Source organism: Mycobacterium sp. NGS69 (assembly GCF_059812165.1).
On sequence record NZ_JCALCD010000001.1, the window covers coordinates 766,548 to 779,255 of the forward strand.

Genomic DNA, 12,708 nt, shown 5'->3' on the forward strand with positions numbered 1-12,708 from the left:
CTTAGCGGCCCAGGTCGTCCAGTGCCGCCCGGGCGGCGTTGTATCCGGGGATGAACGTGATGCCCGGGCCACCGTGGCAGCCCGCGCCGCCAAGGTACAGCCCCTGGATCGGGATCGGTTGGCCGCGAAAGCCTCTCGGGCCCGGCCGGTTCGGCCCGATCTGATCCGAGCTCAAGAGCCCGTGGCAGTAGTCGCCGCCCGGGGCGCCGAACATCACGCCCATGTGCCTGGGCGTGAACGTGGTGTGCCGGATGATGCTGCGCTCGAAGTTCGGCGCCAGCCGGGTGATCTTGTCGATGACGCGCTGGCCCATCTCGACCTTCGTCTGGCCGTAGTCCGCACCGCCCTCGATCGGGAACCACAGCGCGAACGCCGACGCGGCGTGCTTGCCCTCGGGCGCCAGGTCGGGATCGTTCTGCGAGGGGATCTGCAACACCACGGTCGGGTCGGCCGGCACGATGCCGCGCCGCGCGTCCTCCCACTGCTGCTGGACTTCCTCCGGGGTGCAGAACAGGCCGATCGAGGCCTGCATCGCCGGCTCGTTGAGCGCCTCGTAGGGCGGGGCGAACTCGGGGGCCTCGTCCAGCGCGAAATGCATCTGCAGGTAGCTGCCGCGGTGGTCGATCCCCGCGTACCGCTCGCGGATGTCGGCCGGCAGCGCCGCGGGGTCGATCAGATCGTTCAGCGTCATGTCCGGCGCAAGGTTCGAGACGACGATCGGCGCCGTCAGGGTGTCGCCCGCCTCGGTGCGCACCCCGGTCACGCGCCCGTCGGCGACCAGGATTTCGGTCACCTTGGTGCGCAGCCGCACCTCGCCGCCCTGGCTTTCCAACAGCTTGGCCAGGTGCGCGGTGAGCGCGCCGATGCCGCCGCGCAGCTTCTTCATCTGCATGGTGTCGCCGTCGGGAACTCCGAGGCCGAAGGCCAGCGCCGCCGCGCTGCCCGGGGTGGACGGCCCGCGGTAGAGGGTGTTGACGGCCAGCACGGTCATCGAGCCGCGCAGCGCGCCGTGCTTCTCGCGGTCCGGCAGGTAGCGATCCAGCACGTCGGTGACCGACCCGAACAGCATGTCGTCGATGGCCGAGCGCTCGAATTCGTTGGTGGCGCAGGCGTACATCTCGTCGAAGGTCTTGGGTTCCGTCCCCGCCTCGAAGCGGCCCAGCGCCCGCGTCGGCGCCTGGCTCCAGGCCATCAGGCCCGCCATCCCGTTGACGGCGTCCGCGCCGTGCACCTCGTTGAGGTGGGTGAACAACTTGATCGGGTCGCTGTACTGGATCAGCGGGTCATCACCGACGCCCCGCACCGCGACCGACATCACCTCCAGATCCAGCGTCTCGAGGGTGTCCAGGCCCAATTCCTCGACCACCACCGACGCCGTCGGGAACTGCACCGAACCGGCGATCTCGAATTGGTACCCGTCGAAAAGCTCGACGGTGGAAGCCATCCCACCGGCGTACAGCTTGGCGTCCAGGCACACCGTTCGCAGCCCGGCCTTTTGCAGCAGCACCGCCGCGGCCAACCCGTTGTGTCCCGCGCCGATGACGATCGCGTCATATTCAGTCATGTCCCTGCCCTCCAAAAAAGGAGGCTGGCATGGCTGCGAAGTTTTGTCAATTGTGACGAAACCGGGGTCAGGCCCCGGCGGCCCAGGCGTCGGTGATCCCGGCCCGCAGCGACTCCAGCGCGACGTGGGATACCCGGGCCAGCTCGCTCAGCGACCGATCCTCGCCGATCATCCAGAATTCCATCGCACCGAAAACCGCCGCCGCGATGCAGCGCGCCGTCACCGCGGCGCGCAGCCGGGCATCCGGCGTCGCGCCCGCGGCGCAGCTACGCCGGTGCAGCTGGTCCTGGATGGCATTGGCGAAGTCGGCCTGCACTTCCTGGATGTGGCGCACGATGCGGCCGGGATCAATCTCGCCGCCCCGCAAGGCGGCGATCTTCGCCACGGCCTCAACGTCATACGGGAACGAGAAGACGGCCGATTGCACCGAATCGATGATCGGTTCGTCGGCGGGACGGGCGTCCAGCGCGGCTCGAAACCAGTTCAACCCGGTGTAGTCGGCAAACAGCAGGTCATGCTTGGACCGGAAGTGGCGATAGAACGTCCGCAGCGACACCCCGGCGTCCGCCGCGATCTGCTCGGCCGACGTCTCCTCGACACCCTGGGCGAGGAACCGCACCAGGGCGGCCTGTATCAGCGCCTCCCGGGTGCGTTCGCTGCGCGCCGTCTGCGCGGGCCTGACCATGCTCAGTAAGGTACCCCAGTATTTGTGTGTCAATATTGACAAAACTTCGGGATGAGGGTGACACTTCGCCCATGATCTGGCTCTACATTCACGCAATCCTCGGGATCGCCGTCATCGGCTGGATTATCGCGTCGAACCCGAAGATCTACGCCAAACCCGCGGACGGACCGTGGTTCTCGCCGCTGGAACTCGTGTACTACGCCGCGGGCATCGCCTCGATCGCGCTGGGCTGGTACTTCAACATTCACTTCGTGCTCGCCGCGCACGGCGAGGGCAGCATCGTCTCCGGGCCGGCCAGCTACCCGCACTTCCTCGCGCAGCAGTTCGGCAACCCGGCCGCCGGTTCGGGCAGCCAGGACTACATCATTTCGAATGTCATTCTGCTGCCGGTGTTTACGATCGTCGACGGCTACCGGCGCGGCGTCCGGCGCCCGTGGCTGTTCTTCCTGGCCAGCTTCTTCACCAGCTTTTCCTTCCCGCTGGCCTGGTACTTCGCCACCATGGAGCGGATGCGCCGCCACGAGCGCGCCCGCCAGCCGGTGAACGCCTGATTCAGCGAGTCGTCTCGGCCCAACGCTGAGCCCACCGCTCCAGCGGGGTGAGCGCCTTGCCGAGGGAGCGACCCTGCTCGCTCAGTTCGTAGCTCTGGTCGTCGCGCTGCACGACGAGGCCCGCGTCGGTCAGCTCACCGAGACGGTCATACAGAACGCTGGGCGACATGCCGTCGCAGCGGTCGCGCAGCGAGCGGGCCCCGAGCGGGCCGTCCCGAAGCTCCCACAGGATCCGCAGCGACCAGCGCCGGCCGAGTAGGTCGAGGGCCGCCATCAGCGGCCGTCCCGTCGTCGACCCGCGCACCGGCGTGCCCGGGCGGACGGCCGATTGACGTTTCGTTTTCCGTAACGTAGTTTCTTCCCTCATGGTTACGGAAATAGTAACGCCCCGGATCGGCGCGCTCGAACCGCCCTACGAGCCGGCGGTGGCCGCCCAGCTGGACAAGATGATGCCGCCGGGCGTGCCGCCGATCGCGTTGTTTCGCACCGTGGTGCGAAACCTGCCCATGGCCGAGGCCATGACGCTGTGGGGCAGCTACGAGCTCAGCCGCGCGCTGTCGCTATCCCTGCGCGACCGCGAGGTCGTCATCGACCGCACCTGCGCGCGCTGCGGGTGCGAGTACGAATGGGGCGTGCACATCGCCTTTTTCGCCGAGCGGGCGGGGTTTGATCGGGATCAGGTCCGTTCCCTGACCCATGGCGGTCCCGACGACCCGTGCTGGGCCGCCGAGCGCGATCGGCTGTTGATTCGCGCGGTCGACGCGCTATGCGACCACCGGGACATCGACGACGCCCTGTGGGCGGCGCTGCGCGGCGAGTTCGACGAACGCGAGCTTCTCGACCTCACCATGTTGTGCGGCTGGTATCACGCGATCAGCTTCACCGCGCGGGCCGCCCGCGTCCCGCTGGAGGCGGGCAGCCCCACCTTCGCCGAGGTGGAGCTCTAGTCCGACGGTGGCGACCCGCCGCGCCCGGCTACGCCGCGCTTGCGATCGCCACTAGGGCTCGATCAGCTCGGTGCCCACGAACGGCACCAGCGCGGCCGGCACCCGCACGCTGCCGTCGGGCTGCTGGTGGTTCTCCAGGATCGCAACCAGCCACCGGGTGGTGCCGAGCGTGCCGTTGAGCGTGGCCGCGATCTGCGGCTTGCCCGCGTCGTCCCGATAGCGCGTCGCCAGCCGGCGCGCCTGGAACGTGGTGCAGTTCGACGTCGACGTCAGCTCGCGGTAGGTCCCCTGGGTGGGAACCCATGCCTCGCAGTCGAATTTGCGCGCGGCCGATGAGCCGAGGTCACCCGCGGCCACGTCGATCACCCGGTACGGCACCTCGATCAGGGCCAGCATCTCGCGCTGCCAGCCCAGCAGCCGTTGGTGTTCGGCCTCGGCGTCGGCGGGCGCGCAGTAGACGAACCCCTCCACCTTGTCGAACTGGTGCACCCGGATGATGCCGCGGGTGTCCTTGCCGTAGCTGCCGGCCTCCCGCCGGAAGCACGAGGACCAGCCCGCGTAGCGCCGCGGCCCGCCGGACAGGTCCAGGATCTCGTCGGAGTGGTAGCCCGCCAGCGGCACCTCGGACGTCCCCACCAGGTACAGATCGTCGGCCTCGACCCGGTACACCTCGTCGGCGTGGGCGCCCAGAAATCCGGTGCCCGCCATCACCTCCGGGCGCACCAGCACCGGCGGGATCATCGGGATGAAGCCGTTCTCGACGGCCAGCCGCAGCGCCAGCTGCAGCAGGCCCAGCTGCAGCAGGGCGCCCCGGCCGGTCAGGAAGTAGAACCGCGAGCCCGCCACCTTGGCGCCGCGTTGCATGTCGATGAGGCCGAGCGATTCGCCGAGTTCCAAATGGTCCCTGGGGTTTTCGATCGCCGCCGGCTCGCCGACCACGTCCAGGACGCGATAGTCGTCCTCGCCGCCGGCGGGCACCCCGTCGACGATGACGTTCGAGATCGCCATGTGTGCCGCGGTGAACGCGGCCTCGGCGTTCACCTGAGCGGCTTCGGCGGCCTTCACCTGCTCGGCGAGCTCCTTGGCCCGCGCCAGCAGGGCGGGGCGTTGCTCGGCCGACGCGGCGCCCACGCTCTTGCTGGCGGCTTTCTGTTCGGCGCGCAAGCCGTCGGCGGCCGAAATCGCCGAGCGGCGCTCGGCGTCGGCGGCCAGCAAGACGTCCACGAGCGCCGGGTCTTCGCCTCGGCTGACTTGCGAACGGCGCACGGCGTCGGGGTCTTCCCGGAGCAGCTTCAGGTCGATCACGGCCCCGACACTACTTTCGCGGCCCCGGCGAGATGCCAGGCCACCCCGCCAACCAACGCCCCACATACCACATCTGCAACTTTTGTCACGTCTCTCATGTGGCCCTGTCAGAATGGAGCCGATGTCGCAAGCGCCGGAGAAGGAAATTTCGGAAGCCAGCACCCCCGCCGGCTCCCGCGACGACGCGGCGAAGCAACCACCCAGCGGCTTCCCATGGCCGCGCGGGCTGCAGGCGACGGCGACCAGGCGGGCGCTGTTGCTCACCGCGCTCGGCGGCCTGCTGATCGCCGGACTGGTCACGGCGATTCCGGTGGGCGGCGGGCCCGGGCGGCTGGCCGGCTACATCGACCCGGTGCCCAACACCGGGACCAAGAGCGACGCCGCGTTCAGCCGCGCCAAGGGCGGCGATTGCCTGATGTGGCCGGACGCCACCCCCGAGTCCGCCAGCATCGTCAACTGCACCGAGAACCACAAGTTCGAGGTCGCCGAGTCCGTCGACATGCGGACCTTCCCCGGCTCGGAGTACGGGCCCAGCGCCGCTCCGCCGTCGCCGGCCCGGATCCAGCAGATGACCCAGGAACAGTGCGAGCCGGCGGTCCACAACTACCTGGGCGCCAAGTTCGATCCCAACAGCAAGTTCATGATCAGCCTGCTGTGGGCAGGCGACCGGGCCTGGCGCCAGTCCGGCGACCGCCGCATGCTGTGCGGGCTGCAGCTGCCGGGCGGCAACAATCAGCAGCAGGCGTTCAAGGGCAAGGTGGCCGACGTCGACCAGTCCAAGGTCTGGCCGACCGGCACCTGCCTGGGCATCGACCCGGCGATCAACCAGCCCACGGACGTGCCGGTCGACTGCGCGACCCCGCACGCGATGGAGGTCACCGGCACGGTGAACCTGGCCGAGAAGTTTCCCGGTCCGCTGCCGTCCGAGCCCGACCAGGACGGGTTCATCAAGGACTCCTGCACCAAGATGACCGACGCCTACCTCGCGCCGACCAAGCTGCGCACCACCACGCTGACGCTGATCTATCCGACGGTGTCGCTGCCGAGTTGGTCGGCCGGTAGCCGCGAGGTCGCCTGCAGCATCGGCGCCACGCTGGGCAACGGCGGCTGGGCCACGCTGGTGAACAGCGCCAAGGGCCAGCTGCTGATCAACGGTCAGGCGCCGATCGCCCCGCCCGACATTCCCGAGGAGCGGCTGACGATGCCGCCGATACCGGTTCAGGCGCCGAGCCAGCCCACCCAGGCCAGCACCGCGCCGGACGCCATACCGCCGAACAATCAGCACCTGCCCGGCCAGCAGCCGGCCGTGACGCAACCGCAGGCGCCGGCTACCCAAGTACCGGCCACCCAAGCGCCCCAAGACGTCCCGCCCCCAGCCGACGGCGGGGCGCCGCCTCCGGCCCCGGCCCCGGAGGCACCCCCAGCCGCGCCGGCTGAACCGGCCCCGGCCCCGGCGGGCTAGCCGCGTGCCCGTGCGGATGGATCCGCGCCGGTTCGACGAGCTGGTCTCCGATGCGCTCGACCTGATCCCGCCCCAACTGGCCGCCGCGATGGACAACGTCGTCGTGCTCGTCGAAGACCGCCACCCGGAGGACGCCGAGCTGCTCGGGCTGTACGAAGGGGTGGCGCTGACCGAGCGCGACTCCGACTACGCCGGCGCGCTGCCCGACGCCATCACGATCTACCGCGAGGCGCTGCTGGACGTCTGCGACTCCGACGACGACGTCGTCGAGGAGGTGGCGATCACGGTGATCCACGAAATCGCCCATCACTTCGGCATCGACGACCACCGGCTCGAGGAACTGGGTTGGGCCTGACGATCCATGGGCGCGGCAACACCAATTTGTCCGGACCGGATGCTATGAACGGCTGATGAGCGCTGAGTGTCGCGAATGCCGGGCGGGCCTAGATCACTGCCACGGCACCATCATTCGCCATTCGTTGCGCCGGTGGGAGTGCACCGAGCCGGACTGCGACAGCCCCGAGCTGCTGGTGCACACGTTCGTCGTCGACTGCGACGCCGTCGGCTGCGACTGCACCGAAGAGTCGTCAGCCCATCGGATCGGTGCCTGAGCTCACCGCATCGGCGACCGGGCTCGCGTCGGCCTGCGGGTAGAACGGCGGCGTCACGGACCCCCAGCGCACGCAGCTCCACCGCCCGTCGGTGATCGGGGCCAACACCACCGAATCGGCGTTCTCGAGGTGGTTGTCCAGCGCGAAATTGCCGTCCACCCCGGCCAGGACCGCGGAGGCCAGCCGGATCGCCGCGCCGTGGCTGACGACGACGATGTCGCCGTCCCAGTCGTCGTCGTCGAGGTAGCGCATTCGCAGCTCGGTGAGCACCGGCACGTAGCGGTCCAGGACGTCGTTGCCGGTCTCCCCGCCCGGCAGCGGCACGTCGAGGTCGCCGCGATGCCACCGCTCGTAGATCGCGTTGAATTCCGCGACCGCATCGTCGTCGCTGCGGTCTTCCAGCTTCCCGACCTGCACCTCGTGAATGCCTTTGAATTCCAGGGCGCCCATTTCCAGTTCCGCGCCGATCACCTCGGCCGTCTGCCACGCCCGGGTGGCCACCGAGTGCGCCAGCATCGCCGGGCGCCCCGAGCCGCGGGCGAACGCGCGGGCCTGGTCCCGGCCCAACGGCGTCAGTTCCGCCCCGGGCGGGCGGGTGTCCAGCCTGCGCTCGACGTTTCCGTAGGACTGCCCGTGCCGCAACAGCACCAAGCGACCGCTCATCGATCCGACCCCCCGAGTTTGCCCTCGCGCAGCCGCGCCAGCCACCGCGCCGCCTCGTCCGCCGGCGGCGGCAGCACCCCGGCGGCCGACGTCGTCGGCCACGAACCCAGGTATCTCACATCCGCACAACGACGGTGCAGCGCCTTGAGTGCCTCGGCGACGGCGCCGTCGTCGATGTGGCCGACGCAATCCGCGAAGAACAGGTAGGTCCCGAGTTCCGTTCTCGTGGGCCGGGCCTCGATCCGGGTCAGGTCGATGCCGCGGATGCCGAATTCGGCCAGCGCGGACACCAGCGCGCCCGGCACGTTGTCGAGGCGCAACACCACCGCGGTCCGATCCGCCCCGGTGCGACCCGGCGGCGGCCCCGGGAGCCCGATCAGCACGAAGCGGGTGCGGGCGTTCGGCTCGTCGACGACGCCGTCGGCCAGCGCCCCCAGCCCCCAATGCTCGGCGGCCAGCGGCGAGGTCACCGCCGCGTCCGCGTGTCCCTCGGCCACCTGCCGCGCCGCGTCGGCGTTGGAGTACGCCGGCCGCAGCTCCACCCCGGGCAGATGGGCTGCCAGCCACTTCCGCACCTGCGCCAGGCCCACCGGGAACGCCGCCAGCGTGCGGACGTCGCCCGCGCCGAGGCCGGCCTTGACCACGACGCTGAAGGCCACGTCCAGCGTGACCTCGGCGAACATCTGCAGGGGCGAGCCGATGCCGAGGCTGTCCAGCGTCGGTATCACCGCGCCGTCGATCGAGTTCTCGATCGGCACGCACGCGTAGTCGGCGTCGCCGTCGCGGACCGCATCGAGCGCGGCGGGCGTGCTCTCGATGGGCATCGCGCGCACGGGGCCCGGTCCCTGCGCGGGAACCAGGCCGGCGGCCACGATTTGCCGCAGCGCCGCCTCCGTAAAGGTCCCTTCGGGACCGAGGTATGCGATGCGGACCACGCCCCAACCCTAACGGCGCTCCACGTCAATCGGGCCTTGCGACGTGATGGGTCGTAAGTTAACTTAGGCTTACCTAATTCGCCGCTGAGGAGAACGATGGCATCGCCGAGCTGCCCCACCCCGACGACCGCAGAACGCATCCGCAGCGCCTGTGCGCGCGCCGGGAGCGCCCTGTTGGCGCTGGAAACAGCGGGGGCGACCGGAAGCCCGCGCACGGATCCGATCGCCACCCCGGTGCATCACCTGCTGGCCGACGGATCCTTCGCGGTCGCGCTCCCAGTCGAGCACGACGGGTGCTGCGCGGTCGCCGGATCCCAGGCGCTGCTGGAGCTGACGGACTACGCGCCGCTTCCGGTGCGCGAACCAGTCCGTTCGCTGGTGTGGGTGCGCGGCCGCCTGCAGGCCGTCCCGGCCGAGGCGGTCACCGACACGCTTGACCTGATCGCCGCCGAAGACCCGAACCCGGCGCTGCTGCAGGTCGAGACGCCGCTGTCGTCGCCGTGCGCGGAAGAGCTTCGGTACCGGCTGCTGCGGCTCGAGATCGACTCCGTGGTGGTCACCGACGCCACCGGCGCCGAGCCGGTCAGCGTGGCGGATCTGCTCGCCGCCCGCCCCGACCCCTTCTGCGAGATCGAGGCGGGCCTGCTGTGGCACCTCGACACCGTCCACAACGACGTGGTCGCGCGGCTGGTGTCGAAGCTGCCGCCGCCCCTGCGCCGCGGGCAAGTCCGTCCGCTCGGGCTCGACCGATACGGCGTGCGGTTCCGCATCGAGGGCAACGACGGCGACCACGACGTCCGGCTGCCGTTCCACAAGCCGGTCGACGACATGACGGGACTGAGGCAGGCCATCCGCGTGCTGATGGGTTGCCCGTTCGTTAATGGGCTGCGGGCCCGCCGGTAGGTCCTGCACGTACGTTATCCGGGTGAACGGCGACCGATCGCCCCATCGCCCGGTGCCGCGCCGGCCCGAGCCGCCGCAGGCGATACGCCGGGCGAGCGGCCCGGCGCCGGCCGCCGACGCGGCGACCACACCGCTGCGCCGGCCCGCGCCACCACCCGCCCCGGCACCCCCGTCCGCTCCCCCGCCGCGGCCGGTCGGACCGAGGGCGCGCCGCAAGCGCGGCGGGCGCCGCTGGGTCCGGGCTCTGGCGTTCACCGTGCTGATCGGCGTGCTGCTCGCCGGCGCGGCCATCGTCGGCGGCGGCATGTGGTTCGACACCACGCTGCGGCGCGAGCACGCGCTGACCGACTATCCCGACAGGCCCGGAGCCGGCCGCGGGACCAACTGGCTGATCGTCGGCTCGGACAGCCGCCAAGACCTCACCGCCGAGCAGCAGCAAGAACTGGCGACCGGCGGCGACGTCGGCAGCAGCCGAACGGACACCATCCTGCTGGTGCACGTGCCCGAATTCGGGTCCAGCACACCGCCGACGATGGTGTCGATCCCGCGCGACTCGTACGTGCCGATCCCCGGTCATGGCAAGGACAAGATCAACGCGGCGTTCGCGATCGGCGGGGCGCCCCTGCTGACCCAGACCTTGGAGCGGGCGACCGGCCTGCGCCTCCATCACTATGCCGAGATCGGATTCGGCGGATTCGCGGGCCTGGTCGACGCGCTGGGCGGCATCACGGTGTGCCTAACCGCGCCGATCAACGATCCGTTGGCCGGCGTCGACCTGCCGGCCGGCTGCCAGCAGCTGGCCGGCCGCGACGCGCTGGGCTACGTCCGGTCGCGGGACACCCCGCGCGCGGATCTGGACCGGATGGCCAACCAGCGCCAGTTCCTCTCGGCGCTGCTGCACCGCGCGGCCAGCCCGGCCGTGTGGCTCGACCCCCGCCGCTGGTACTCGGTGCCGCGCGCGGCCGCCGGCGCGATGACCGTCGACGAGGGCGACCACGTGTGGGATTTGGCCAGGCTCGGCTGGGCGCTGCACGGGCCGACGACCGCGGTGACCGTCCCGATCGGGGAGTTCACCACCGGCGACGCCGGCGCGGTGGTGGTGTGGAACCACGAGGCCGCCGGCCAGCTGTTCGAGGCGCTGGCCGCCGACGCGCCGGTGCCCGCCGCCGCCCTTCAGGGACAGCAATAGTCAAGCGCCGTCGCCGGCGCGGGCCCGCTGCAAATACGCCTTGGTGCGCCCCGGGTGGTGGGTGGCCAGCCAGGCCACGCCGACGTCCCGGCAAAAGTCGATGTCCTCGTACTCGTCGACGTTCCAGCAGTACACCGCCCTGCCCTGCGCGACGGCGCGGTCCACCAGTTGCGGATAGTCCTTCAGCGTCGCCAACGACGGCCCGACGGCGGTGGCGCCGACGGCGGTGGCCGCGCTGCTGGCCAGATACCGGGCGTTCTTGCCGAGCAACACCGTCGGCAGCAACGGCGCGGCCCGCCGGATCCGCCAGACCGCGGCCGCCGAAAACGACATGACCACCGCGCGGGACCGGTCGGCGGATGCGGGCGAAGCGATCCCGTACCGATGCAGCAGCGCGAGGAGCTTGTTCTCCACCAGGGAGCCGTACCGGACCGGGTGCTTGGTCTCGACGAAGATCTTGACGGGCCGGTGCCAGTCCAGGACGAGCGAAACGAGGTCGTCGAACGTCAGCAGGCTGGTGTCGCCATGCGTTCCGTCCTCACGCCAGCTGTCGTGCCAGGCACCGTATTCGAGCTCGCGCAGTTCGGCGAGCGTCATCGTGCTGACCAAACCGGCACCCGTCGAGGTCCGGTCCAGACGGCGGTCGTGTACGCAGACGAGGTGGCCGTCGCGGGTCAGGCGCACGTCGCATTCCACGCCGTCGGCGCCCTGCTTGAGCGCGAGATCGTAGGCGGCCAACGTGTGTTCGGGGCGCGCGGCCGAGGCTCCGCGATGGGCAACGACAAAAGGGTGCCCGGCGAGCACCTCGTCGGCCCACGTCATATCCCTATGCTGCCGGTTCCTGCCCCTCCAACTCAACCGGAGCGATGGAGCGTTCCGATTCGACGACGACCCAGCGGTGCGCGGGACGTTGCACCGGTTTGCGCTCGAAGCCTTCGAAGACCCGGGCGATCGCCGCGACGGTGACCGCCGCGAACAGGTAGGCGAAAACCATCAGCACGGTGTTGTTCGCGATGCCCTGGGCGTCGGTGGCGAAGCTGGTGAAGATGGCGAAGGCCGAAACCAGGTAGCTGAGGACCCACGCGATCCACCACTGAACGATGGGTCTCCGCACCCGGGCGTAGTGCTCCTCGACCGTTGCCAGCTCGATGACGTACACGGGCGCCCACAGCAAATTCGCCAACGGCACCACGCAGCCCGCCCACAGCGCCCGGACCGACCGCGGCTCCGGCAGGCCGTGATGCGCGAACGCGGCGGCCCGGCGCGCGATCAGCCACCGGATCAGCGTTACCCCGGACGTGCCCACCGCCACGATCGCTCCCACGCTGGCCAGCACCCCGAGCCAATCCGCGACGACGGCCAGGATCGAGTTCAGCAGGGTGTTCCGGTTGTACACCAACAACGCATACCGTGCGGCGTACACCAGTGCGGCCGCGCCCAGGATCAGCACGCTCAAGAACAGCGTGGTGCGCACCAGCGGTGCGGATGGCCCTGTCCGCGAAGGCTTTTCGGCCGCGACGGGCGCCTGGTCGACGCGGTCCGCCAAACCCCAACGCGGTATCATGGCGTAGCGCGGCGTGGGCCCCAGGAGCCGACGCCCTCGTCGCTGAGGCGGCGCGGCGCCCGGGCGGACCGCGATCCAGCGGAATCCGGGCGGCAGCCGGGGCCCGGTGCGCTGCCACGCCGGGGCGGCGGGCGGCCTGGCCGGCGGGGGGCCGCCCGGTGCGCTCCATCGTGGGTCGGGCGCCGGTGTGTCCGGCAGGGGCGCCATCAGCGCCCCGCGGCAGCGGGGGCACCAGTCGCGTCGCCGGTCGCGCACGTTCCAGCGCGTGCCGCACTGAGAGCACACCTGGATCACCGGACCAGCGTAGCGCCGGCGACGACGCGGGCCCT

14 protein-coding genes and 1 pseudogene are annotated in these 12,708 nt (G+C 70.5%); 7 read left to right on the forward strand and 8 right to left on the reverse strand.

Translation table 11 applies throughout. The features are described from left to right. Position 1: 1 nt before the first annotated feature. Both AC5Y2S_RS03955 and AC5Y2S_RS03960 read right to left on the reverse strand, forming a co-directional pair. Positions 2–1,564, reverse strand: coding sequence for a phytoene desaturase family protein (locus AC5Y2S_RS03955; RefSeq protein WP_499953912.1), 1,563 nt, complete (start codon positions 1,562–1,564; stop codon positions 2–4). A 67-nt stretch (positions 1,565–1,631) separates the two neighbouring features. Next, entirely contained in the window at positions 1,632–2,249 is a 618-nt protein-coding gene (locus AC5Y2S_RS03960; RefSeq protein WP_499953913.1) for a TetR/AcrR family transcriptional regulator, read from the reverse strand. A gap of 71 nt (positions 2,250–2,320) precedes the next feature. Between AC5Y2S_RS03960 and AC5Y2S_RS03965 the strand changes: the two genes are divergently transcribed. Continuing rightward, complete coding sequence (locus AC5Y2S_RS03965) at positions 2,321–2,800, forward strand: DUF2834 domain-containing protein (protein WP_499905344.1); 480 nt, start codon at positions 2,321–2,323, stop codon at positions 2,798–2,800. 1 nt (position 2,801) lies between these two features. Here AC5Y2S_RS03965 and AC5Y2S_RS03970 read toward each other — a convergent pair whose 3' ends face one another. Continuing rightward, positions 2,802–3,167: a winged helix-turn-helix transcriptional regulator gene (locus AC5Y2S_RS03970; protein ID WP_499953915.1), complete on the reverse strand. Its 366-nt coding sequence runs from the start codon at positions 3,165–3,167 to the stop codon at positions 2,802–2,804. Between AC5Y2S_RS03970 and AC5Y2S_RS03975 the strand changes: the two genes are divergently transcribed. After that, positions 3,166–3,747 carry a carboxymuconolactone decarboxylase family protein gene (locus AC5Y2S_RS03975; protein ID WP_499953916.1) on the forward strand — a complete coding sequence of 194 codons (582 nt, stop codon included), beginning with the start codon at positions 3,166–3,168 and terminating at the stop codon, positions 3,745–3,747. The genes AC5Y2S_RS03970 and AC5Y2S_RS03975 overlap by 2 nt on opposite strands. 51 nt (positions 3,748–3,798) lie before the next feature. Here AC5Y2S_RS03975 and serS read toward each other — a convergent pair whose 3' ends face one another. After that, positions 3,799–5,052 carry a serine--tRNA ligase gene (serS, locus tag AC5Y2S_RS03980; RefSeq protein ID WP_499953917.1) on the reverse strand — a complete coding sequence of 418 codons (1,254 nt, stop codon included), beginning with the start codon at positions 5,050–5,052 and terminating at the stop codon, positions 3,799–3,801. A gap of 112 nt (positions 5,053–5,164) precedes the next feature. Between serS and AC5Y2S_RS03985 the strand changes: the two genes are divergently transcribed. The 3 genes and pseudogenes from AC5Y2S_RS03985 (at position 5,165) to AC5Y2S_RS03995 (ending at position 7,125) form a co-directional block, all read left to right on the forward strand. Next, positions 5,165–6,514 carry a septum formation family protein gene (locus AC5Y2S_RS03985; protein ID WP_499953919.1) on the forward strand — a complete coding sequence of 450 codons (1,350 nt, stop codon included), beginning with the start codon at positions 5,165–5,167 and terminating at the stop codon, positions 6,512–6,514. 16 nt (positions 6,515–6,530) lie between these two features. Further along, positions 6,531–6,925, forward strand: a pseudogene (locus tag AC5Y2S_RS03990) (metallopeptidase family protein). After that, positions 6,925–7,125: a hypothetical protein gene (locus AC5Y2S_RS03995; protein WP_499905351.1), complete on the forward strand. Its 201-nt coding sequence runs from the start codon at positions 6,925–6,927 to the stop codon at positions 7,123–7,125. Before AC5Y2S_RS03990 ends, AC5Y2S_RS03995 begins: the two are co-directional and overlap by 1 nt. Here the strand turns inward: AC5Y2S_RS03995 and AC5Y2S_RS04000 are convergent. Further along, entirely contained in the window at positions 7,102–7,788 is a 687-nt protein-coding gene (locus AC5Y2S_RS04000; protein ID WP_499905352.1) for a histidine phosphatase family protein, read from the reverse strand. The two genes, AC5Y2S_RS03995 and AC5Y2S_RS04000, sit on opposite strands and share 24 nt — an antisense overlap. After that, positions 7,785–8,723 (reverse strand): prephenate dehydratase, encoded by a 939-nt coding sequence (pheA, locus tag AC5Y2S_RS04005; RefSeq protein ID WP_499953920.1) that lies wholly within the window; start codon positions 8,721–8,723, stop codon positions 7,785–7,787. Before pheA ends, AC5Y2S_RS04000 begins: the two co-directional genes overlap by 4 nt. A 96-nt stretch (positions 8,724–8,819) precedes the next feature. Between pheA and AC5Y2S_RS04010 the strand changes: the two genes are divergently transcribed. Then, the gene (locus AC5Y2S_RS04010) at positions 8,820–9,626 is read left to right on the forward strand and encodes a DUF2470 domain-containing protein (RefSeq protein ID WP_499953921.1); all 807 of its coding nucleotides are present in this window, start codon (positions 8,820–8,822) and stop codon (positions 9,624–9,626) included. 22 nt (positions 9,627–9,648) lie between these two features. Further along, complete coding sequence (locus AC5Y2S_RS04015; RefSeq protein ID WP_499953923.1) at positions 9,649–10,815, forward strand: LCP family protein; 1,167 nt, start codon at positions 9,649–9,651, stop codon at positions 10,813–10,815. Here AC5Y2S_RS04015 and AC5Y2S_RS04020 read toward each other — a convergent pair whose 3' ends face one another. Continuing rightward, the gene (locus tag AC5Y2S_RS04020; protein WP_499953924.1) at positions 10,816–11,637 is read right to left on the reverse strand and encodes a glycerophosphodiester phosphodiesterase; all 822 of its coding nucleotides are present in this window, start codon (positions 11,635–11,637) and stop codon (positions 10,816–10,818) included. It abuts the gene before it with no gap. A gap of 4 nt (positions 11,638–11,641) precedes the next feature. Beyond that, complete coding sequence (locus tag AC5Y2S_RS04025; RefSeq protein WP_499953925.1) at positions 11,642–12,673, reverse strand: DUF4328 domain-containing protein; 1,032 nt, start codon at positions 12,671–12,673, stop codon at positions 11,642–11,644. Between the last annotated feature and the right edge of the window lie 35 nt (positions 12,674–12,708).